At 71.5% G+C, this 21,339-nt stretch carries 21 protein-coding genes; 8 read left to right on the top strand and 13 right to left on the bottom strand.

Annotated features, from left to right (window positions below; translation table 11 throughout):
- Positions 1 to 12 precede the first annotated feature (12 nt).
- The 3 genes from ACHFIV_RS14000 (at position 13) to ACHFIV_RS13990 (ending at position 2,251) form a co-directional block, all read left to right on the top strand.
- Positions 13 to 930, top strand: coding sequence for a glycosyltransferase family 2 protein (locus tag ACHFIV_RS14000; RefSeq protein WP_398968215.1), 918 nt, complete (start codon positions 13 to 15; stop codon positions 928 to 930).
- Positions 927 to 1,823 (top strand): glycosyltransferase family 2 protein, encoded by an 897-nt coding sequence (locus ACHFIV_RS13995; RefSeq protein WP_398967642.1) that lies wholly within the window; start codon positions 927 to 929, stop codon positions 1,821 to 1,823. The genes ACHFIV_RS14000 and ACHFIV_RS13995 overlap by 4 nt, the downstream gene beginning before the upstream one ends.
- 203 nt (positions 1,824 to 2,026) lie before the next feature.
- Positions 2,027 to 2,251, top strand: coding sequence for a hypothetical protein (locus tag ACHFIV_RS13990; RefSeq protein ID WP_398967639.1), 225 nt, complete (start codon positions 2,027 to 2,029; stop codon positions 2,249 to 2,251).
- A gap of 95 nt (positions 2,252 to 2,346) precedes the next feature.
- Here the strand turns inward: ACHFIV_RS13990 and ACHFIV_RS13985 are convergent, their stop codons facing one another.
- From ACHFIV_RS13985 to ACHFIV_RS13955, 7 genes are all read right to left on the bottom strand, one after another.
- The gene (locus ACHFIV_RS13985; RefSeq protein WP_398967637.1) at positions 2,347 to 3,156 is read right to left on the bottom strand and encodes an SDR family oxidoreductase; all 810 of its coding nucleotides are present in this window, start codon (positions 3,154 to 3,156) and stop codon (positions 2,347 to 2,349) included.
- A 121-nt stretch (positions 3,157 to 3,277) separates the two neighbouring features.
- Positions 3,278 to 4,252, bottom strand: coding sequence for a polysaccharide pyruvyl transferase family protein (locus ACHFIV_RS13980; RefSeq protein WP_398967634.1), 975 nt, complete (start codon positions 4,250 to 4,252; stop codon positions 3,278 to 3,280).
- On the bottom strand, positions 4,249 to 5,040 hold the full coding sequence (locus ACHFIV_RS13975) for a SigB/SigF/SigG family RNA polymerase sigma factor (RefSeq protein WP_398967631.1): 792 nt from the start codon (positions 5,038 to 5,040) through the stop codon (positions 4,249 to 4,251). The genes ACHFIV_RS13980 and ACHFIV_RS13975 overlap by 4 nt, the downstream gene beginning before the upstream one ends.
- A gap of 237 nt (positions 5,041 to 5,277) precedes the next feature.
- Positions 5,278 to 5,619 carry a DUF3140 domain-containing protein gene (locus ACHFIV_RS13970; RefSeq protein ID WP_398967628.1) on the bottom strand — a complete coding sequence of 114 codons (342 nt, stop codon included), beginning with the start codon at positions 5,617 to 5,619 and terminating at the stop codon, positions 5,278 to 5,280.
- Entirely contained in the window at positions 5,616 to 5,849 is a 234-nt protein-coding gene (locus ACHFIV_RS13965; protein WP_398967625.1) for a DUF2945 domain-containing protein, read from the bottom strand. Before ACHFIV_RS13965 ends, ACHFIV_RS13970 begins: the two co-directional genes overlap by 4 nt.
- A 211-nt stretch (positions 5,850 to 6,060) precedes the next feature.
- Positions 6,061 to 7,287 (bottom strand): cytochrome P450, encoded by a 1,227-nt coding sequence (locus tag ACHFIV_RS13960; protein WP_398967623.1) that lies wholly within the window; start codon positions 7,285 to 7,287, stop codon positions 6,061 to 6,063.
- A gap of 94 nt (positions 7,288 to 7,381) precedes the next feature.
- Positions 7,382 to 7,618, bottom strand: coding sequence for a hypothetical protein (locus tag ACHFIV_RS13955; protein ID WP_398967620.1), 237 nt, complete (start codon positions 7,616 to 7,618; stop codon positions 7,382 to 7,384).
- A gap of 354 nt (positions 7,619 to 7,972) precedes the next feature.
- On the opposite strand from ACHFIV_RS13955, the gene ACHFIV_RS13950 reads away from it, so the two are divergent.
- The 3 genes from ACHFIV_RS13950 to ACHFIV_RS13940 all read left to right on the top strand — a co-directional run bounded on the left by ACHFIV_RS13950 (position 7,973) and on the right by ACHFIV_RS13940 (position 10,646).
- Complete coding sequence (locus ACHFIV_RS13950) at positions 7,973 to 8,395, top strand: hypothetical protein (RefSeq protein ID WP_398967618.1); 423 nt, start codon at positions 7,973 to 7,975, stop codon at positions 8,393 to 8,395.
- 146 nt (positions 8,396 to 8,541) lie between these two features.
- Entirely contained in the window at positions 8,542 to 9,216 is a 675-nt protein-coding gene (locus ACHFIV_RS13945) for a DUF6766 family protein (protein ID WP_398967615.1), read from the top strand.
- A gap of 245 nt (positions 9,217 to 9,461) precedes the next feature.
- The gene (locus tag ACHFIV_RS13940; RefSeq protein ID WP_398967612.1) at positions 9,462 to 10,646 is read left to right on the top strand and encodes an alcohol dehydrogenase catalytic domain-containing protein; all 1,185 of its coding nucleotides are present in this window, start codon (positions 9,462 to 9,464) and stop codon (positions 10,644 to 10,646) included.
- Between the two features lie 150 nt (positions 10,647 to 10,796).
- Here ACHFIV_RS13940 and ACHFIV_RS13935 read toward each other — a convergent pair whose 3' ends face one another.
- From ACHFIV_RS13935 to ACHFIV_RS13910, 6 genes are all read right to left on the bottom strand, one after another.
- Positions 10,797 to 12,329, bottom strand: a complete 1,533-nt coding sequence (locus ACHFIV_RS13935) for an FAD-dependent oxidoreductase (RefSeq protein ID WP_398967609.1) — start codon at positions 12,327 to 12,329, stop codon at positions 10,797 to 10,799.
- Between the two features lie 96 nt (positions 12,330 to 12,425).
- Positions 12,426 to 12,917 (bottom strand): hypothetical protein, encoded by a 492-nt coding sequence (locus ACHFIV_RS13930; RefSeq protein WP_398967607.1) that lies wholly within the window; start codon positions 12,915 to 12,917, stop codon positions 12,426 to 12,428.
- Positions 12,914 to 15,400: a molybdopterin oxidoreductase family protein gene (locus ACHFIV_RS13925; RefSeq protein WP_398967604.1), complete on the bottom strand. Its 2,487-nt coding sequence runs from the start codon at positions 15,398 to 15,400 to the stop codon at positions 12,914 to 12,916. Before ACHFIV_RS13925 ends, ACHFIV_RS13930 begins: the two co-directional genes overlap by 4 nt.
- A 121-nt stretch (positions 15,401 to 15,521) precedes the next feature.
- Positions 15,522 to 16,331 (bottom strand): SDR family NAD(P)-dependent oxidoreductase, encoded by an 810-nt coding sequence (locus tag ACHFIV_RS13920; RefSeq protein WP_398967602.1) that lies wholly within the window; start codon positions 16,329 to 16,331, stop codon positions 15,522 to 15,524.
- Positions 16,332 to 16,411: 80 nt separating this feature from the next.
- On the bottom strand, positions 16,412 to 16,738 hold the full coding sequence (locus ACHFIV_RS13915) for a plasmid stabilization protein (protein WP_398967599.1): 327 nt from the start codon (positions 16,736 to 16,738) through the stop codon (positions 16,412 to 16,414).
- Between the two features lie 195 nt (positions 16,739 to 16,933).
- On the bottom strand, positions 16,934 to 18,778 hold the full coding sequence (locus ACHFIV_RS13910) for a thiamine pyrophosphate-requiring protein (protein WP_398967596.1): 1,845 nt from the start codon (positions 18,776 to 18,778) through the stop codon (positions 16,934 to 16,936).
- Positions 18,779 to 19,168: 390 nt separating this feature from the next.
- On the opposite strand from ACHFIV_RS13910, the gene ACHFIV_RS13905 reads away from it, so the two are divergent.
- On the top strand, positions 19,169 to 19,924 hold the full coding sequence (locus tag ACHFIV_RS13905; protein WP_398968212.1) for a (5-formylfuran-3-yl)methyl phosphate synthase: 756 nt from the start codon (positions 19,169 to 19,171) through the stop codon (positions 19,922 to 19,924).
- A gap of 9 nt (positions 19,925 to 19,933) precedes the next feature.
- A complete protein-coding gene (locus tag ACHFIV_RS13900; protein ID WP_398967593.1) occupies positions 19,934 to 21,337 on the top strand; it encodes an aldehyde dehydrogenase family protein in 1,404 nt (467 codons plus the stop codon).
- The last annotated feature ends 2 nt before the right edge of the window (positions 21,338 to 21,339 follow it).

The raw sequence follows: 21,339 nt of genomic DNA, 5'->3' as shown, positions 1-21,339 counted from the left end.
GGACGTGAGGACATGCGGGAGGCCGACAAGCGGACCACCGTCGCCATGATCACGAAGGACCGGCCGGAGAGCGCCCTGCGCACCCTCGACCGGCTGGCGGCGCTGCCCGAGCGGCCCCCCGTCGTCGTGGTCGACAACGGCCAGGACCCCGCGGTGACCGAGGCGCTGCGCGCCCACCCGGCCGGCGCGCAGGTACTGGCCCCTGGACGTAACACCGGGGCACTGGGCAGAAACCTGGCGGTGCGGCACGCCCGCACCCCCTACGTCGCCTTCAGCGACGACGACTCCTGGTGGCGGGCCGGAGCCCTGCGGCGCGCCGCCGACCTGCTCGACGCACACCCACGTCTCGGGCTCCTCGCGGCGCGCAGTCTGGTCGGCCCCGAGGAGCGTGACGACCCGCTGAACGAGCTGCTCGCCCGGTCGCCCCTGCCGCCGGACCCCGGACTGCCCGGCCGGCCCGTCCTCGGCTTCCTCGGTTGCGCGTGCGTCGTCCGCCGGCGCGCCCACCTCGAAGCGGGCGGCTACCACCCGCTGCTCTTCTTCGGAGCTGAGGAGACACTGCTGGCCTACGACCTGGCGGCCGCCGGCTGGGGCGTCTCCTACGAGCCGTCCGTGACCGCTCATCACCACCCCGACCCCGGTGAGCGGCCCGGCCGTTCCGCACTGCTGCGGCGCAACGCGGTGCTCACCGACTGGCTGCGCAGGCCGGTCCACGTGGCCCTGCGCAGCACTCTCGCGCTGGGCGTGGCGGCGGCCCGGGGCGATGCCGGGGCGGCCGTGGCGCTGGGCGGAGCCGCGGCGCGACTCCCCGCCGCCCTGCGCCTGCGCCGCCGTCTGCCGGCGCGGGTCGAACGAACCGTTCGGCTGCTGGAACGGCACGTACCCGCGACGCCGGCGTACGGGGACCTGGAAACGGAGGGGCGGACATGACCGACGACCGCACCACGGTGGTGGTCATCACCCACAACCGCAGGCCCGAGCTGCTGCGCACCCTGCACACTTTGCGCGCCCTGCCCGAGAGACCCCGGGTCATCGTCACGGACAACGCCTCCGACGACGGCACCGCCGATGCGGTGGCCCGGCAGTTCCCCGAGATGACCCTCCTGACCCCCGGCCGGAACCTCGGGGCGGTGGGGCGGAACCTGGCGGTGGAGCACGTGCGCACTCCGTACGTGGCGTTCTGCGACGACGACACCTGGTGGGAGCCGCTGTCGCTGGAGCGCGCCGCCGACCTCCTCGACACCCGTCCGCAGCTGGCGGCGGTCACGGCGCGCATCGTCGTCGAACCGTCGGGCGAGGAGGACCCCGTCGTCGCGGAACTGCGCGACTCGCCCCTCTCCGGGCCGGACTGGCTGCCCGGCCCGGCCCTGGGCTCGTTCCTGGCCGCCGCGACAGTGATGCGGACCGACGCCTTCCGGTCGGTCGGCGGGTTCCACCCCGGACTCTGGCTGGGCGGCGAGGAGGAACTGCTGGCGACCGACCTGCTGCGCCGGGGGTGGTGGCTCAGCTATGTGCCGGACCTCCTCGTCCACCACGCGGCGTCCGTCGTCCGGGACAGCACCGAACGCCGGACGCTGGGCCTGCGGAACACGCTCTGGTTCACCTGGCTGCGCCGCCCCTGGACGTCCGCCGTGCGCCGGACCCTGCACCTGCTGTGCACCGTTCCCCGGGACCGGGCGTCGCTGAGGGCCTTCGCGCGGGCGGCCGCCGGTCTGCCCTGGGTGCTCAGGCAGAGGCAGCCGGTGCCCCCCTCCATCGAGGCACGTCTACGTACGCTGGAACGTGCACGCCGGACTTCCACCGCCCGTCGGTACGTGGGCTGACGACGTCCTTCCGGCGCGTGCCGGAAGGACGAGGCAACCCGTCACCCGCCGGCCGTGCCGAGCCGGCGCGCGGTGGCGTCCGTGCCTGTGTTTACTCCTGCCGTTCGGGGTCACTCCTGAGATGCGGCAACGCCAGTCCGCCGCCCCGTCGGGCGCGGCGTGCCGTCCCTCACGACGGGGGCGGTCAATCCGGATGAGGAGACATGAACCGCTCGACCATGGATCTACTGCTGTCTGCACAGGAGGACACCATGCGTGACGTGCGCCGGCTACTCAGGGCGAAGGCCATGAAGGCCCGCGGTCTGTGGAAGGAGTCGGACGGCAAGGCGCTGGGAGACGCCGGCCTCGAGAAGCAGGGCCGTGACGCGAGGACGGCTGCCCGCGACATGGAACGCGGCGGCCGGACGGACGGTACGCGCGACGTCTGACTCGCCGAGATCCAGCGGTGACGCAGGCGTGGTGCCGGGCCGGCCCCACGCCGTGCGGGGCCCCGGTTGGGCCAGGGCCCCGCAGGCGCTCCCGTTCAGGGGCGACGCCAGTCGCCGGAGGGCAGATGGGACCCCGCCTGCGGCCCCATGCGCAGCATGCCCCCGTCCACCACCCAGGAGGCCCCGGTCGTGTAAGAGGACTCCGGACCAGCCAGGAAGGCCACCACCGAGGCGACCTCCCGCGCGTCACCAGGACGCCCGAGGGGGATGCCGGGCCGGTCGGCGGCCTGTACGTCCGTGTCCTCCTGGCCCGTCATCGGGGTGGCGATCTCACCGGGAGCCACGGAGTTCACGGTGATGCCGTACTCGGACAGTTCCAGGGCCATCACCTGCGTCAGCAGACCCAGACCGCCCTTGGCCGCGCAGTAGGGCGCCGCGCCGACCCTCGGCTGGTGCTCGTGGACGGATGTGATGTTCACGATGCGACCGCCCTCGCCCTGGTCGATCATGCGGCGGGCCGCCCTCTGCGAGCAGAGGAAAGGACCGATGAGATCCACATCGATGACGTGCCGGACCGTCGTGTGGTCGAGATCGAGGAACGGCGTGGACGTTCCGGTGCCTGCGCAGTTGACCAGTACGTCGACGCGGCCCAGTTCGTCCGCGAGCGAGTCGACCACCGCGGCCGCGTCCGGCAGCTCCGACAGGTCCATGCGGGCCACGGCGGCGCGCCGGCCGGCCCCACGTACCTCACGCGCGGTGTTCTCCGCGCCGTCGCTGTCACGGTGCCAGGTGATGCCCACGTCCATCCCCTGCTGTGCCAGCCGCACCGCCACGGCTCTGCCGATCCCCGAGTCCGCCCCGGTGACCACCGCTACGGGGGTGACGGGCGTGGCCTTCTCGGTCATGTGTCCTCCTGCGCTGTTCCGATGTCGCACGAAGCCGGATACCGGACGGACGGGTACCACCGGCCTGCCCGCGCCAAACGTCGCAGCCGCCCCTGCCCGGAGCCGGAGGGACCGCGTCGCTTCACACCCCTGCCGCGTGCCCGGCCGTCGCTCTGCGCTCCAGCGCGGTACGGCGGCGGCGCGCCGCCGCCGTACCGGCGGGGGACCGGCACCAGTCCCACCAGTGGTCGAGCAGTTCCTCGGTCAGGCCCTCACCGGACAGCGCGGCCGGCCAGTGCATGAGGCGTGCCTGCGCAGTGACCTTGGCGCCTCCCCGGACGGGATCGACCGCCAGGGCGGGCACGCCGGCGCGCAACGCGAGAACCAGGCCGTGCAGCCTGTCGGTGACCATGAGGTCGGTCCGGCCGAGCAGCGAGAGGTACTGGTCCGGAGTCGCGCAGTGGCGCCAGTCCCCGTGGGCGAGCCTGGTGTCGGCGTCGATCCTCGCGCAGTCCTTGCGGGCGAGCCAGGGCAGCAGGATCCCGGCGACGCTGTCGTGGAGGCGCCGGTCGCCGTACTCGCCCTGTCCGTGGGTCAGAGCGACCCCGACGACGGGGGCGGGGAGGGCCGTGGGCGCGGTCGCGGCCAGATCCAGGAGGCTTCCGCCCTCCGGCCCGTCGCGTTCCAGGATGCGGTGGAAACCGCCGGCCGCCGGACTGTCCCGCGCGACGACGCTCACTCCCACAGCCACGCGCCGGCAGGAGGCGTAGCGGTGGTGCAGAGCGGCGATCTGCTCGCCGTGGACGGGGCCGCAGACGAACAGAAGCTGGCTGTAGTCACCGGGAGGAGCGGATTCGAGGGTGAGCTCACCGGGGGCGAAGCCCGCGCTCCAGGCCGTGTCATGCGCGATCCCCAGCCGTGCGAGAGCGTCCGAGACGGCCCGCTGCGCCAGGGCGTCCCCCGCCGTCACCTCCCCGTCCATGAAGCTGAACCAACCGGTGACCAGTACTCGGCCCGCACGGTCGCGGGGGCCGAGCAGCTCCTCGAGCCGGGAGGACAGATCCGGGCGGCCGGGCGACGCGGAAGGCGGGACCGCGGACCGGTCCGAGCCCGTCACACGGCCTCCCGCAGCACGGAGTCGCGCACGTGGGCACAGGACCGGCGGAGCAGCCTGGACACGTGCATCTGGGAGATCCCGAGAGCCTCCGCGATGCCCTCCTGGGTCATGTCGCGGAAGTACCGCAGGTAGAGAACGGTCCGCTCGCGCTCCGGGAGTTCCCTCAACCCCGGCTTGACGGCCTCCCGGTCGACGGCCACGTCAAGGGCCCGGTCCCGGCACCCCATACGGTCCGCGAGGGTGGTTCCGCCGTCACCAGGCGGTTCGGCGTCCAACGACAAGGCGCTGCAGCCGTTCACAGCCTCCAGGCCCAGCCGGACGTCCTCCTCACTGAGGCCCGTGTCCGCGGCCATCTCGGCGCAGGTGGGCGGGCAGCCCCCATGGGCCTGGGTGAGGTCGCGCCGTGAGGCGCGCACGCGGTTGCGCAGGTCCTGGATCCGGCGCGGGACATGGACGTCCCACATGTGGTCGCGGAAGTGCCGCTTCAGCTCGCCCGTCACCGTGGGGACGGCGTAGGTCTCGAAAGCCTTGCCCCGGGACGGGTCGTACCGGTCGACAGCCTTCACCAGGCCCATGGCGGCCACCTGGCGAAGATCGTCCATGTGCTCGCCGCGGTGGCGGAACCGCGAGGCGATCCGGTGCGCCATGGGCAGCCAGGAGCAGACGAGGTCGTTCCTCAGTGCGTCGCGCTCCGCCCCGCGCGGGAGTGTGCGCAGCCTTCGGAACGCCGAGTCGGTCGACGGGCACAGCCCGCCCCGTGGCGGGGCGGCGGGGGGTGCGGTGTGCATGGTGGTCACTCCTCGACGAACGTCACCGCGGTCACCGTGAACAGCAGCCCGGCGACGGAAAAATGCGGCCCGGCGACTCCCGAGGGCACGCCTCATGCCTGAAGCGCAAACCGCCTATACCCTTACAAGAAGACGCTAAACGCCAATTACGGGCAGCGCCGTTCCAGATGCGTGTTCCAGGTGCGTGGGCCCGGGTCCGGGGTCACGCCCGGACCGCTCGAACAGGCGGAGAGCCGCCTACTTCTCGGGGTCGTGGCCCCAGTTCATCAACGAGTAGCGCCAGCGGGTGTCGCTGACGTCGCCGTCGGGGCGCTGGGCCATGTGCCGCCGGACATAGCCGGTCACCTTGCGCATGTGGGCGAGGTCGCTGTCATCGAGGTCGCCCTTCCGGGTACGCAGCAGTTCGACGATCCGCCGGCCGGAAGCATGACCGGTGGACTCCCCGCCGCCGTCCTTCTGACCCACCTCGCGCGACTGATCGGAGTCGAGCCACTTCTCCAGCTCGCCGGCGGTCATGTTCACCGCCTCGCCGAAGCGGTCGAGCGTGTCCTGACGCTCCTCGTCGTTCCCGCCGCTCACGAACCGCCCCCGCTCTTCCTGTGCAGCGACTCCGGCTTGTGGACGGCGTTCTTGCCCGTCTTGTCGCTGCGTACCTCGTACTGCGGCTCGTCCTCGGAGGCGTCCACGGTCCGGCCCGCGGCCTCGGTCCGTTCATCGATCTTCCGGGTGACGGATCCTTCCACGTCCTGCCCGTGACTCCGCCAGGTGACGTCGTCGCCCTTGGTGAGTTTCTTGTCCTTCTTCGCCATGGTGACGGTCCTTCCGCGTGCCGGTCGCGGGCGGCGCCTTCTGCACGCCCGACCCTGCCAGGATCCCGGCTGTACGCCCGGGGCGCACGGCGACGGAGGCCGGTGCCGCGCCCTCGGCCCCGTCCGCCCGTCGGCCGGACGGCGGCCGCCGACGTGGTCACCGGCCTCCGTCGCACCCGTTTCCCGTACGTCGCTCGGCCGGAGCGCGTGATCAGCCGCCCTTCGAGACGCGGCTCATGACGAACCCGCTCCGGGGGGCTGTGGGAACGCGCCGCAGCGGAATCCCGAGGTCCTGGGCGGGCACCTCGTAGCGCAGTGCCGCCAGCCGGGGAACGAGGGTCTCGAGGACCACCAGCGTGACGTCCTCGCCCGGGCAGCGGTGGTTGGTGGCCGCGTCCCCGCCGCCCTGCGGCACGAGTTCGTCCGGGCCGGGCTCGCGGAGCAGGAAGCGGCGGGGGTCGAAGGTGTAGGGCCGGGGCCACAGCTGCGGATCGTGGTTCTGTCCGTACAGGTCCAGCAGAACCATGCTCCCCGCGGGGATCTCCTGCCCGGCCCAGCGAAGGTCGGCGGCGGCGAGACCACCGATGAAGGGGGCGAACGGGTAGAAACGCCGGACCTCGTGGGCGAAGGCACGCGCATGGGCCGCGCCACCTTCCGCGAGGAACTCACGGTGTTCAGGCCAACGGTGCAACGCATGCGCGGCGAAGGTGAGGAACCAGGCGACCGCGACGGTCGGGCGGATCACGTTCAGGACCTCGACCGCCGCCGTGCGCGGGTCGAGCAGTCGGCCGTCCGCGTCGCGATGCCCGGCGACAGTCGCCGGCACGGAGCCCTTCGGCGCCTCCCCGGTCCCGGCCCTGATCTCTTCGATGTGCCGGGCGAGCCTGGCCTCCTGACGACCGCGTGCGCGACGGGCCCGCACGTGACGGGGCCCCACGGACAGGAAACCGTCGACCATGGCCACGAGATCCTGCGCCGTCTCCCGGGCGGCACCGGGGGAGAGGGGCACACCGGCCCACGCGCAGACCGCGCGGGTGAGCACCACGCTCGACTCGTCGAAGAGTGTCACCCGGTCGCGGCCCACCCACTGCTGGTGGGCGTCGTCCCACGCCGCGCCGAGATGCCGCGCGAGGGAAGCGAGACCGCCGCGGTCCTTGAGCAGGGACATGAACAGGGCCTTGCGCACGCGGTGCGCCCCGCCGTCGAGCGTGTGCACCGCTCCCCGTCCGAAGAGCGTGTCGAGAAGAGGGCCCGGCAGAGCGCCCCGGCGCTCGATGTGGCTCTCGTCGTAGAAGAAGCGGACCGCTTCCGGGCCGTGCAGCGCCACGGCCCTCCTGCCCATGAGGCGGGTCCTCACGGGTTCGCCGTGGCTGCGCCGCCGACGGTCGGGCAACCACCCGTATCCCTCCGTCAGCAGGGCAAGAGTGCTGTCGATCATGTAGAACCTCCGCTCGGGATGAACGGTGCGACGCGATGCGCGCGGTGCGACGGGCGGGCGCTCCCGGAAACCGCCCCGGCGCCCCCGGCGGTGATCAGGCCCCGCCCCGCTCGTCGTTCTCCTGCGCTTCCTTGTTCGGCGTCATCGCGTCCGCGCTCTCTCCGTCCTTCTCCCGCCGCTCACCGTTCTCCCCCACACGGGTCCCGGCTTCCTCGACCTCGTGGAGGACCTCGTCGAAGGCCGTCCTGGGCTGTGACCCACCGGGCGACGGCTCGACGCCCTCGTCGACCTGTTCGTGCTGCTCACGCTTCGAGCTGGAATCCTGCGGCATGACACTCTTCCTTCCCGGACCGACCGGCCCGCTTGCCGCTTCCGTTCTCGGACGACCGTGCGCGTACCCCGGGGCACCTCGCTTCTCACTCCCGGATCCGCGACTTCGGCACGCGCCCCCTCCATCTGACGGGTGGCGCCCGCTGTGTGCGAGCAGCCGTCCTCCGAACGGATGAGGGAGCGGGCGAGCGGACGTCCCGCCGGAGTGCGGCGGACCCTCCTCGCCGGGCCGTCCGTGTGCCGCCCGCGCCCTGTCACGAGACCCTGCCCGGGGGCCGGGGCGTGTCCCGCGCCTTTTCGGGCACACGGAAGCCCACCATGAGGACGGGCACGCACCTGCCGAGAGGGAGCCAGCGTGAGTGGACGACGTCGGCGCACCAGCCGCGTACTCGTGTGGGCGAGCGCCCTCCTGGTGAGCCTGTCCGCCTGCGGCGGCGCCGGCGGCCGCAGCGCTGAGGTGTCCGCCGCCGCCGCGGCCCTCGAGCGGTCGCTGGCCGACGGCGACCGGGCGGCGACGTGTGCGGCGCTGGCACCGGAGACGCTCGGCGAGGTGGAGGAGGCGGAGAAGAAGGCCTGCGTGGACGCCATCGGCACCCAGGACCTTCCGCCCGGGGGGCGTGTCCGTGCCGTGGACGTGTACGGGCGTCAGGCGCGGGCCGTGCTGGCCTCGGACACGCTGTTCCTGTCGCGGTTCCCGGACGGCTGGAAGATCGTGGCCGCCGGGTGCCGCCCGTCGCGCCCGGACCGGCCCTATCAGTGCTCGGTCGAAGGAGGCTGACGCATGCGCACCATGTTCGCCGTCTGTCTGACGCTCATCCTGGGCGGCCTCGCCTACTTCACCACAGTGGGGCTGATGCATCGATGACTGCTCCCGAGCCGCCGCCTGCGCCCGGCGCCCGGGGCGACACCCCGGGTGGACGTCGCGTGCGCCGGTTCGTACGCGACAACGGAATGACGCTGGGCTTCGGCACCGCCTTTCTGCTCGCTCTCACCGGCCAGGCGATCGCGGGCTGCGCGGAATTCAACAACCAGCTCGCCACCGACGGGCTCGCGCGGACCGGCTTCCTCGACTACCTCGCGTCGTCCGACTTCGCCGTGGACGTGACGGAGAACTGGCAGTCGGAGTACCTGCAGTTCTTCCTGTACATCTTCGCCACGGTCTGGCTCCTGCAGCGGGGCTCGCCCGAATCGAAGGAGATGGACAAGGCAGGCCCGGAGTCGGACGAGGACCAGCGGATGGGCGAACACGCGGGGCCGGACTCCCCCCACTGGGCAGGCGTCGGGGGAGTGCGACAGGCGGTGTTCTCCCGGTCGCTCGGCCTGATGATGGCCCTCCTCTTCCTGCTGTCCTGGCTCGCCCAGTCCGTCGCGGGCGTCGCCGCCTACAACGAGCAGCAGCTGAGGCAGCTCCAGGCACCCGTCGGCTGGACGCAGTACCTCGCTTCCGCCGACTTCTGGAGCCGGAGCCTGCAGAACTGGCAGTCCGAGCTACTGGCCGTCGCCTCCATGGCCGTCCTGTCCGTCTACCTTCGCCAGCGCGGTTCCCCGGAGTCCAAGCCGGTCGGCACAGCGCACACGGCCACGGGCATCGAAGGATAGGCGAGACGGCCGTCCCCGCCGGATCACGATGCCGGAGGCGACACGGTGGGCAAGGGCACACGGCCGTGGACGCGCGCCACTCCTGGCCGAGGTGAGGAGGCGCGGCGGACCCGGTCCGGCGGGGGTGCCGTTACGGGCAGTCGATCCCGGGAACGCGGAGAAGTGAAGATCAGGCGAACCGCCAGGCGGCCGGATGAGCCGTCGACGCCTGAGGAATCGACGCGCCTCCCGAAAGGATCCGCACCATGCGCGCATTGACCTGGCAAGGCAAGAGGGATGTCCGGGTGGAGACCGTTCCCGATCCCCGGATCGAGGAACCGACGGACATCGTCGTCAGGATCACGTCCACCGGCATCTGTGGCTCGGACCTGCATCTCTACGAGGTCCTGGGGCCCTACCTCGACCCGGGGGACATCCTCGGCCACGAGCCCATGGGCATCGTGGAGGAGGTGGGCCCCCAGGTGACCTCGCTCGCCCCCGGGGACCGGGTCGTCGTCCCCTTCAACGTCTCGTGCGGGCGCTGCTACATGTGCGACAGGGGGCTGCACTCCCAGTGCGAGACCACACAGGTCCGCGAACACGGCACGGGAGCCTCCCTCTTCGGCTACACGAAACTCTACGGCCAGGTTCCGGGAGGCCAGGCCGAGTTCCTGCGCGTCCCCTTCGGAGACCATCTGCCCGTCAAGGTCCCGCACGGGCCCTCGGACGATCGTTTCGTCTACCTCTCCGACGTACTGCCGACCGCCTGGCAGGCCGTGGAGTACGCGGCGATCCCGCCCGGCGGGACGGTGACCGTCCTCGGACTGGGGCCGATCGGCGCGATGGCGGCGCGGATCGCCAGGCACCGGGGCGCCGAGCTGGTGGTGGGCGTCGACCTCGTACCCGAACGCCTCTCCCGCGCCGCCGCGGACGGAGTGACCTGCCTCGACCTGCGCCGGTACGGCAAGGACCTCGGCGACGCCATCCGCGATCTCACCGACGGACGGGGCACCGACGCGGTGATCGACGCGGTCGGAATGGAGGCGCACGGAGCTCCGGCGGCCAAGGCCGCGCACGGCGCCGTGGGACTGCTGCCCGACGCCCTGGGGCAACGCCTCATGGAAACGGCCGGCATCGACCGCCTGACTGCTCTCAGGGCAGCGATCGACGCGGTGCGCAGGGGCGGCACGATCTCGGTGTCCGGCGTCTACGGCGGCGCGGCCGACCCTCTGCCGATGCTCACCATGTTCGACAAGCAGATCCAGCTGAGGATGGGGCAGGCGAACGTCAAACGCTGGGTCGACGACATCCTCCCGCTGCTCACCGACGACGATCCCCTGGGCGTCGACACCTTCGCCACGCACAGGCTTCCCCTGGAGGAGGGACCGCAGGCGTACAAGACCTTCCAGGGCAAGCAGGACGGCATGTTCAAGACGCTGCTGGTTCCCTGAACGCACGACAGGACGGCCGGCCGAGGGGCCGGACCGGTGTGGGATCCCCCCGGGCCCGCCCGACTTCTCCCGGTCGGGGCGGGGCCGGGGGACCGCGGCCGGAGCTCCGGGCGGGAGGACGCCCGCTCCGGCCATGAGCGGTGACCGCGCTCAGACCTCGCGGGGAGGCAGCGGGCGCAGGGCCGGACCGTGGAGCACTTCGCCGTCGATACCGAAGCGTGAACCGTGACAAGGGCACTCCCACGCGGTTTCCGCCTCGTTGAACGCCACCAGGCAGCCCAGATGTGTACAACGCGCGGACACGGCATGGGCGGTACCGTCCTCGTCGCGGTAGACGGCGCAGCGGCGTCCCTCGACCCGTACGACCGCGCCCGAGCCGGGGGCGATCTCCGCGACCGAGTCGACGTGGGTGGTCTTCAACCGGTCGCCCACGAAGTGCCGGGCGACGTCTGCCTGCTGTTTGAGCAGTGTTGCTCCCTCCCGGACGGTGCTCCACAGACGGCGTGGGTCGTACAGCCCCGCCCACTCGGGTTCCTCGCCGGTGAGAGTTGAGGCCAGCAACTGTCCGGCCATGGCGCCCCCGCTCATGCCCCAGCCGCCGAATCCGGTCGCCACGTACACATGGCGTGAGCCGGGATGGTACGGGCCGACCAGCGGCACGCCGTCACTTGCCTGGTTGTCCTGGGCCGCCCACCTGTAGGCCGTGGCGGCGACCGGGAAGTGCTCGTGCATCCACGCGTCCAGCCGCAGGTAGCGCTCGCGGGTGTCACCGGTTCCGGGTGTGAAGCTCTCGCCCGTGACGATGAGCAGTCGCCTGCCCTCGTCGAGAGGAGCCGTGCGAACGGATCGCTTCCCCATGTCGTCGGTGATGTACATGTGCTCCGGTGCCTCGGAGGCCGGCACGGGCGCGGCGACCACCAGCTCGCGGTTCGGGGACAGGCGCGCGAAGTGCAGGCCACGGTCGAAGACGGGGTAGTGCGTGGCGACCACGACCTCCTGGGCCGTGACCGTCGTACCGCGCTCGGTCGTCAGCCTGCACGGACTGCCTTCGGTGAGACCGGTCACGCGGGTTCGTTCATGGATGACACCTCCGCGTGCGGTGATCTGGCGGGCGAGGGCCAGCAGGTACTTACGAGGGTGGAACTGCGCCTGGTGGTCGACGCGGACAGCCGCGGCCACGGCGAACGGCAGGTCCGTCTCGGTCACGAAGCCGGCGTCGAGACCCGCTTCCGAGGCAGCCTCTGCCTCCGCTTCGAACGTCGCGCGTTCCTTCCGGTCCGTGGTGAAGGTCAGGGCCGACGACCGCTCGAAGTCGCAGTCGATGCCGAGTTCCGCCGCCACCGCCGCCACCCGCTCCACCGCCGCCTGCTGGGAACGTGCGTACTGGCGTGCGCCGTCCCGCCCGCGCGTGCGGCGCAGGCGGTCGTAGACGAGGGAGTGGGCCGCGGTGAGTTTCGCGGTCGTGTAGCCGGTCACTCCGGCGGCGACGCGGTCGGCTTCCAGCACGACCACGCTCCGGCCGGCCGCGGTCAGTTCCCATGCGGTACTCAGACCGGCCATGCCTGCTCCGATCACCACGACGTCCGCCGTCGTGTCGGTGCCCAGCGCCGGCCACGTGGTGCCCGGCGCCGTGTCCATCCAGTAGGACTCCGCCATGCCCGGTAGTGCGTCTCGTGTGTTCATGGACCACGTGTTCCCGCAGTCGTCCGATGAAGACGTCCTCGGTGGGATCTTCGCCTGAGCGGCCCTGGCCCCGGTGGCCGTCCGCACTCCGCCTCCTCACAGACTGCTGAGCACCTGCGGGGACAGAGTCTTGATCATGGTGTTGGTCCACCGCATCTGGCGCAGGGTCCGGGGATGGCAGGCCGATGCGAGGGTGACCAGGCCGGGGGTCCGGGTGGCCTGGGCCACCTGGGCGAGCATCTCCCAGTGCAGTGAGTTGTGCGTCGCGGCGAGATGCAGGTCGTGAAGATCGCGCAGCAGGAGCAGCCGGGGATCCGGGCCGCGGCCCGCCGGCCCGGGGGCGTCGCGACGTGGCGTCGCGGGCACGCCGTCCGAGAATCCGCCGGCCGGGCCGCCGAGCTCGGCACCATGGCGGGCGGCCGCCTCGGCGAGCCGGTGGACGTGTTCGTGCGACCATGCGGCGAGATCGGTGGCGACATGGTGGATCTCATGGTCCGCGCGGTGTCGGTCCGCCGCGGACACCAGTTCCGTGGCCAGATGGCGTTCACCGCGGTGCAGTGCGTGCAGGGCGAGCTGGACACCGTTCACCGGTCGCCTCCCGGCTCGTCCCACGAGGTGTCCCCGGCCTGGGACACGCGTGCGTCGACTCCGCCGGCGGTGCTCCGTACGGCGGCAGACCCGACCGGTGCCGACGCGGCGGTGGTGGGGGCGGGCGCCTGCTTCCCGTCGCCCCGTTCGACGAGGGTGAGAGCAGCCGCCGCCGTCTTGAACAAGGGCTGTTTGGAGGCAGGGTCCCAGGCGGTGATGGTCGTCTCGTTCGCCGCCCGGCCAGGTGTCGTGGCATCCGGGCCCGATCCGGCGGGCGTGTCCCAGTAGCCGTAGTGGAACGGCACGAACAGCAGTCCCGGGCGCAGTCCGGTGACGCGGAGCCGGCCCCGGAGCGCGCCGCGTGGGGAGCGGACCTCCACCAGGTCACCCTCGGCGAGGTCCTGTGCGCGCGCGTCCGACTCACTGATCTCGACCCACACGTCAGGCGCCGCCCCGTTCAGCTGGGGGGCGCGGCCGGTCTTCGTCCGCGTGTGGAAGTGGTACAGGGTGCGACCCGTCGTCAGCTGGAAGGGGTACTGCTCATCCGGTTCCTCGTGCGCCGGGACGTAGCCCGCGGCCTTGATCATGGCCTTGCCGTCCGGATTGAGCACCCGGTACATGTCTTCGCTGTTCGCAGCGCCTGTCACGAGGTCCTTCCCGTAGCTCTCGCACGTCTCGGGACGGGCCCAGCTGATGCCCCGCGTGTAGAGCCGCTCGGTGCCTTCGGGCGCCTGCGGGCCGACCGGCCACTGGACACCGCCTGCTCCACGCAGCTTCGCGTACGTGAGCCCGCTGTAGTCGCAGGGCCGTCCGGCGCTGCACCGTTTCCACGCCTCGAATGCCGACTCCGGGTCCTGCCAGGAGATCAGCGGCCCGCCGTCCTTGTCGCGGAAGTCCATGCGCGCGGCGTAGTCCAGGAAGATGTCCAGGTCCGGCCTGGCCCGGCCGGGCGGATCCACGGCTTTGTCGCTCAGATGCACGGTGCGGTCTGCGTTGGTGAACGTACCGGTCTTCTCGCCCCAGGTGGCAGCGGGCAGTACGACATCGGCGAGCTGGGCCGTCTCGGTGAGGAACAGGTCCTGCACGACGACGAACAGGCGTTCCTGGGCGAGGATAGAGCGCACGCGGGCGAGTTCGGGCAGGGAGACAGCCGGGTTCGTCCCGCTGACCCACAGCATCCGGATGGACCCCTGCTCGGCGTACCGGAACATCTGCAGGGCGTGGGTGGGGGGCGCGTAGTGCGGGATGCTGCCCGGCTCGACGTTCCACACCTCGGCCAGTTCGGCCACGTGCGCGTCGTTCTGCCAGTTGCGGAAGCCCGGGAGGTCGCCGTTGGCGCCGCACTCACGGGTGTTCTGCGCGGTGGGCTGCCCGTTCATCTGCAGTACGCCCGCGCCGGGCCGCCCCAGCATGCCCCGGACGAGGTGGAGGTTGTTGACCTGGACCGCTGCGGCCGTCGCCTGGTTCGACTGGTAGAAACCCTGCAGCACGGTGGACAGCAGCCGGTCGGCGGACCCGAGGAGTTCGGCCGCCTCCTCGATCCGGGACACCGGCACGTCGCAGATGCCGGCCGCCCAGCCCGGCGTGCAGTCCTTGACGCGGGCGGCGAGCTCCTCGTACCCGACCGTGTGCGCCTCGACGTACGCGTGATCGACGCGGTCGGTCCGGATGATCTCGTGCAGGAGTGCGTTGAGCAGAGCGACGTTGGTGCCGACGCGCGGGGCGAGGTGCACGGCGGCCCGTCGGGCCACCTGGGTGGGCCTCGGATCCACACACAGCAGCCGCGGGGGCTCGGTGCCTTCCAGACGGTCGAGGACACGCATCCACTGCACGGGCTGGGTCTCGGCGATGTTGTGGCCGAACAGGGCGATCACATCGGCGTGGTCGATGTCGTCGTAGCTGCCGGGCTGTCCGTCGCAGCCGAACGACTCCTTGAGCGCCTCGGCGGCGGTCGAGGTGCACAACCGCGTGTTGCCGTCGAGGTGATTGGTGCCGATACCGGCCCGGGCCAGGACGGCCAGGGTGTAGTACTCCTCCAGGAACAGCTGGCCCGAGGTGTAGAAACCGAGGGAGCCGGGGCCGCGCTCCCGGAGCAGTTCGCGGGAGCGGGCGACGACACGGCTCATCGCGGTGTCCCAGTCGCTCTCCACCAACCGCCCGTCCTCACGCACCAGCGGCCGGGTCAGCCGGTCGGGGGAGGCGTTGGCCTGCCAGCCGAAGAGGTCCTTGGGGCCGAGCCTGCCGCGGTTGACCCGGTCGGTGGCCCGCCCGCGCACACCGACCATACGGCCGTCGATGACGGCGATGTCCATGGCGTCGCCGTCGGAGTGGAGGATCGAGGCTGCCTGGACCCACTCCTGCACCATGGCGGGCTCCACGCCTTCGGCGAGGAAGGTGTCCACCCGGGCGGGCCAGCTCCTGTGCCGTCCGTGCGGTACACGGCTTCCCCAGGGTTCACCGATCCGGTCGAGCGCGGGTTCCATCGTTGCCTCCTTCTGGCCGACCGGTCCCCTCGTACCCGGGCGCCGGGACCCGATGCGGCTGCCCTCGGCGGAATCCCCCGCGGTACGGTCCGGCCGGTGAGCCGGGCGCGGCCGACCGCTGTCAGCCGGTGCTCCCGCTGTCGCCGGATCCGGGTTCGGCCATCTTGCGGTGGGCCTCGGCCTTGGCCGTGTCGGGCAGCACCTTGCCGGCCACGCCCTGTGCCTTCGTCCTGAGCGAGCCGGCGACGAGCTTGGGCTTGCCGGAGAGGAGTGCGTCCAGCCCCTGCCGCGCGACCTGGGCCGGGTCGTCCTTGTCCTGCCGGCCCACCTTCGTGTCGTCCATGTCCGCCCGGTGGAAGAAGTCGGTCTCGGTCGGCCCGGGCATCAGCGACGTGACGGTGATGCCCGTGTCCTTCAGTTCGTTCCGCAGTGCCTCGGTGAAGGACTGCAGGAAGGACTTCGAGGCGTTGTAGACCGCCTGGAACGAGCCGGGCGTCGTCGACGCGATGGACGAGGTGACGAGAACGCGCCCCGCGTCGCGGGCGACCATGTCCCGGACCACCAGCTTGGCCAGGTGCACCGTCGACCGCACGTTGAGGTCGACGATCTCCAGCTCGTCCTCCAGGTCGGTGTCCGCGAACGCCCCGCCCCGCCCCACCCCGGCGTTCAGAGCGACCACATCGAGTGGCCGGCCCAGGGACACGGCCGTGGCGAAGAGCGCCTCGGTCTCCTCACGGACCCGCAGATCGGCCCGCACCACCTCCACCCGCGCTCCCGCCGCACGGAACTGTTCGGCGGCCTGCCGCAACCGCGCACTGTCCTCGGCATTGACGACGAGGTCGAAGCCCCGCTCGGCCAACTGCTTCGCCAGTTCGAATCCGATGCCGGAAGAGGCGCCCGTGACGAGGGCGAGGGGCTTGTCGGCGCTCATGGGGCTTCTCTCTCATCGACGAGGTCATGACCTGGAACGGCGGGTCAGGCGAACGGAGTGCCGGGGACCGCCGGGCGTCCTCAGCGGCCCAGAGCCTTGCTGAGCTGCTCCTTCGTCATGGAGGAGCGGCCCTCGACGTTCTTCTTCTTGGCCTCCTCGTAGAGCTGGTCCCTCGTGGGTCCTCCGGAACCGCTGTGTGAGCGCTGCCCGCCCCGCTCGGAAGCGGATTTCGGGTCACGCGTGGACGTCTTGCTCGCCGTCTTCGACTCTCCGGAGCGAGCCCGTTCCTTGTTGACCGTACGGGCGGCGATCTCCTTCGCCCGCTCCTCCGAGGTGCCGCGCTTCTCGGCGCCCTCCTTGATGTGCTCGTACTGGCGTTCACGCTTGGGGCTGGATCCCGCGGGCATGTCACTCTCCTTGTCTCTCGAGCGGGCCGACAGGCCTCCACAGCCTGCGGCTGGTATTCGGCTACCCCCACCTCACTCGCAAAACCACGTGATCGCGATTCGAGGGCACTCTTCGGGCGTAGGCCGCCGACGTCGGGTGTCCCTCCTGCCCCGCCCGCCGCCACGACCGGCCGGACAGGCGGGGCGCGGTGAAGGTCACCCGTCGTCCTCCGCGCTGTCGTGCGGTCCGGCGCCAGGTCGTCCGGCACGGTGCCTGCTGCCCGGCAGCATCTCCTGCACCTTGGCCTTCAGCCCCTGCCTCAGCATCGGGCCACGATCGCTGTCACCGTGCAGGACGGCCGAGGCCGCGGCCTCGATCTGGTCCAGGGAGGCGTGCGGCGGAATGGGCGGGACGGCAGGATCGGTGCGGAAGTCGATCACGAAGGGACGGTCGGCCGCGAGAGCCCGGTCCCACGCGGCCTCGACGTGCCTGGGCTTCTCCACCCGCACCCCGTCCAGCCCCATGTGCTTGGCGATCTCCGCGTAAGGCAGATCCGGAATGTGCTGCGACTCCTCGAACTGCGGTGCTCCGACCAGGGCACGCATCTCCCAGGTCACCTGGTTGAGGTCGCGGTTGTTCAGCACGGCCACGATCAGCCGCGGGTCGGACCACTCATGGTGGTACTTCGCCGCGGTGACCATCTCCATCATGCCGTTCATCTGCATGGCGCCGTCACCCACCAGGGCGATGGCCGGCCGGCCGGGGTGGGCGAACTTGGCGCCGATGGCGTACGGCACGCCGGGCCCCATCGTCGCCAGGGTTCCGGAGAGCGACCCGCGCATGTGTCCGCGCAGGCGCAGATGACGCGCGTACCAGTTGGCGGCGGAGCCGGAGTCCGCGGTGAGGATGACGTCGTCGGGCAGTTTGCCGTCCAGGGCGTGGACGACGTACTCAGGGTTGATCGGGTCGGCGTCCACGGCGGCGCGCCGCTGCATGACCTCCCACCAGCGGGCCACGTTCTCCTCGACCTGGTTCCGCCAGGTGCGGCTGTCCTTGCGGTGCAGGCGTGGCAGCAGCCGCCGCAAGGTCTCGCGGGAGTCGCCCACGAGATTCACCTCGAAGGGATAACGGAGTCCGATCATGTGCGGGTCGATGTCGATCTGGACCGCTCGCGCCTGGTCCAGTTCCGGCATGAACTGCGTGTACGGGAAGCTGGAGCCGATCACCAGCAGGGTGTCGCACTCACGCATCAGCTCGTAGGAGGGGCGCGTGCCCAGCAGCCCGATGGAACCGGTCACGTACGGCAGGTCGTCGGGGAGGACGTCCTTGCCCAGGAGGGCCTTGGCCACACCCGCCCCGAGCACGTCCGCCAGCCGCTCCACCTCGTCCCTCGCCCCGCGGGCGCCCTGCCCGATCAGGACGGCGACCTTCTCGCCCGCGTTCAGCACGTCGGCGGCGCGCTGGATGTCCTCGTCGGCCGGTACCGGAGCGTAGCGGCCCAGGCCCAGGCTGGACGGCACCATCTTGAAGGCGTGCGTGGGCGGACTGTAGTCCAGCTCCTGCACGTCGGCCGGAAGGATGATGGCGGTGACGGTCCGTTCGGCGTACGCGGTGCGCACCGCCCGGTCGATCAGGTTCGGCAGCTGCTCCGGAACCGTCGCCGTCTCGCAGAACGCCGACGCGACGTCCTTGTACAGACTGTGCAGGTCCACCTCCTGCAGATACGAACCCCCCATGGCGCTGCGGTCGGTCTGCCCCACGAGCGCCACCACGGGGACATGGTCCAGTTTGGCGTCGTACAGGCCGTTGAGCAGGTGGATGGCGCCCGGCCCGGACGTGGCCGCGCACACCCCCACCTTGCCGGAGAACTTGGCGTACCCGACGGCTTGGAAGGCGGCCATCTCCTCGTGGCGGGCCTGGACGAACTTCGGTTTGTTCCCGGCCCGTCCCCAAGCCGCCAGCAGACCGTTGATCCCGTCGCCGGCGTAGGCGAAGACATGGTCCACGTCCCATTCGCGCAGCCTCTGGAGGATGTAGTCGGACACCTTCGCGCTGGTCATGAAAACTCCGTCCCTGTCCTGGCTGTCGTGCTGTGTCCCTCACCACCACCTCCCGATCCGTCATGGACGGCGCGGGAGGCGGTGACTCCACCCGGCAACCGTGCGCGCCCGAGGGGGACACCGCACCTCGGGTGTTTCTCCCGTCGATCAAACCCTTCGCGTCTCCCGCCCGCCCGGTTCGAAACGCCGCCTGCCGGCAACCGGGAGGAACCGGCGTGAACGGCGCGCGCGACGGGGCGTGGAGACGTCATGGCAACGACCCGGCCGGTAACCCGTACGCCCTGCCCGCTGCCGTGCACCACGGCAATGATTGAGCGCATCGCACGTGATCACGACGACTCCGCACATCTGCCCCTCCGGCAGACGGACACACGGTGGAAGGGATCCACGTTGTTGCTGCTCATCTCTCCGGACGGTGTCGAGGAAGCACTCGACTGCGCCAAGGCGGCCGAACACCTCGACATCGTCGACGTCAAGAAGCCCGACGAGGGCTCGCTCGGCGCGAACTTCCCCTGGGTCATCAAGGAGATCCGCGCCGCAGTCCCCGCGGACAAACCGGTCTCCGCCACAGTGGGGGACGTCCCGTACAAGCCCGGCACCGTGGCCCAGGCCGCGCTCGGCGCAGTTGTCTCCGGAGCCACCTACATCAAGGTCGGTCTGTACGGGTGCTCAACGCCCGAGCAGGCCGTCGAGGTCATGCGCGGGGTCGTCCGCGCGGTGAAGGACCACCGGCCGGATGCCTTCGTCGTCGCCTCGGGCTATGCCGACGCCCACCGGATCGGGTGCGTCAACCCGCTCGCACTGCCCGACATCGCCCGGCGCTCCGGTGCGGACGCCGCCATGCTGGACACGGCCGTCAAGGACGGAACACGCTTGTTCGACCACGTACCACCCGACCTCTGCGCGGAGTTCGTCCGCCTGGCCCACGACGCCGGGCTGCTCGCCGCGCTCGCGGGCAGCATCAAGGCCGAGGACCTCGGCGCGCTGACCCGTATCGGCACGGACATCGTGGGAGTGCGTGGAGCGGTCTGCGCGGGGGGAGACCGCAACACCGGCAGGATCCAGCCGGGACTGGTGGCCGCGTTCCGGGCGGAGATGGACCGGCACGCCGAGGAGTACGCAGCGGCCGTGACCCCCACGAGCTGACCGCCGGGCATGCAGACATCCCAGCCCGACGACCGTGTGCCGTGCGCGCGCGGTGACCGGCTGCCCGTGCTCGATCCGGCCACGGGCGAAGCGTTCGACGAGGTCCCCGACCAGCAGTGCGAACTCGACGCCGTCGTCCACCGGTCGCACGAGGCGTGGCGCAGCTGGCGGACCGACTCCGCCGCCCGTACCGGAGCGTTGCTCGCGGCAGCCGACGCCGTGGAGGCGAGCGGGGACGCCCTCGCCTCCCTGCTCACCCGGGAACAGGGAAAACCCCTGACCGAGTCGTACGCGGAGGTCGCGCGCACGGCGGCCCGCCTGCGGTACTTCGCCGAGCTGTATCCCGGTCCCCAGCCCATCGCGGACGGCCGGCCGGTGCACAGCGAGATCCGCTGGAGACCGCTCGGGCCCGTCGCCGCGATCGTCCCGTGGAACTTCCCCCTCCAGCTCGCGTCGGCGAAGTTCGCGCCCGCCCTCGCCGCGGGCAACACGGTGGTACTCAAACCATCCCCGTTCACCCCCCTGGCCACCAGGCTGCTGGGGTCCGTCATCTCCGCCGTGCTCCCCGAGGACGTGCTGACGGTCGTCACCGGCCGCGAACCCCTCGGTGCCCGCCTCGCTTCCCATCCCGGTATCCGCCATGTGACGTTCACCGGTTCCGTTCCCACCGGCCGGGCTGTCGCGAAGGGCGCGGCGGACACTCTCACCCGGGTCACCCTCGAGCTGGGCGGCAACGACGCCGCCATCCTGCTGGAGGACGTGGATGTGGAGCGGATCGCCGACCGGTTGTTCTGGGCGGCGTTCCGCAACTGCGGGCAGGTGTGCATGGCGGTCAAGCGCGTCTACGCCCCGGCCCGGCTCTGCTCCCGGGTGGTCGAAGCCCTCGCCCACCGCGCAAGGACCGTGGTCGTCGGTCCGGGCCTCGACCCGGGTTCGGAGATGGGGCCGGTCAACAACGCACCCCAACTGGCCCGCGTCGAGCGCTGCACGGCGCGGGCCTTGGCCGACGGGGCCCGCGTCGCCGCCGGCGGCCGACGGCTGGACCGGCCCGGCTACTTCTTCGCCCCCACCGTCCTGACGGACGTCCCTTCCCATAGCCCGGTCGTGACGGACGAGCAGTTCGGCCCGGTGCTGCCGGTGCTGCCGTACGCACGCCTCGACGAAGCCGTCGAGGCGGCCAACGGCACCGGCTTCGGGCTCGGCGGCTCGGTGTGGGGGACCGACCTCGACGAGGCGGAGGCGGTCGCCGACCGGCTGGAGTGCGGTACGGCGTGGATCAACCACCACGCCGAACTGTCCCTCGCCCAGCCCTTCGCCGGCACGGGGCGAAGCGGTCTGGGTGTCGCGGGCGGGCCGTGGGGACTCTACGGAAACCTCAGGCCGTTCGTCGTGCACCGACCGAAGGAGCCGTGACG

The sequence above is a fragment of the Streptomyces sp. ALB3 genome, assembly GCF_044385685.1.
Classification (GTDB): Bacteria; Actinomycetota; Actinomycetes; order Streptomycetales; family Streptomycetaceae; genus Streptomyces.
Note: the sequence above shows the minus strand (reverse complement) of the source record. Positions and strands in the feature narration are given on the sequence as shown.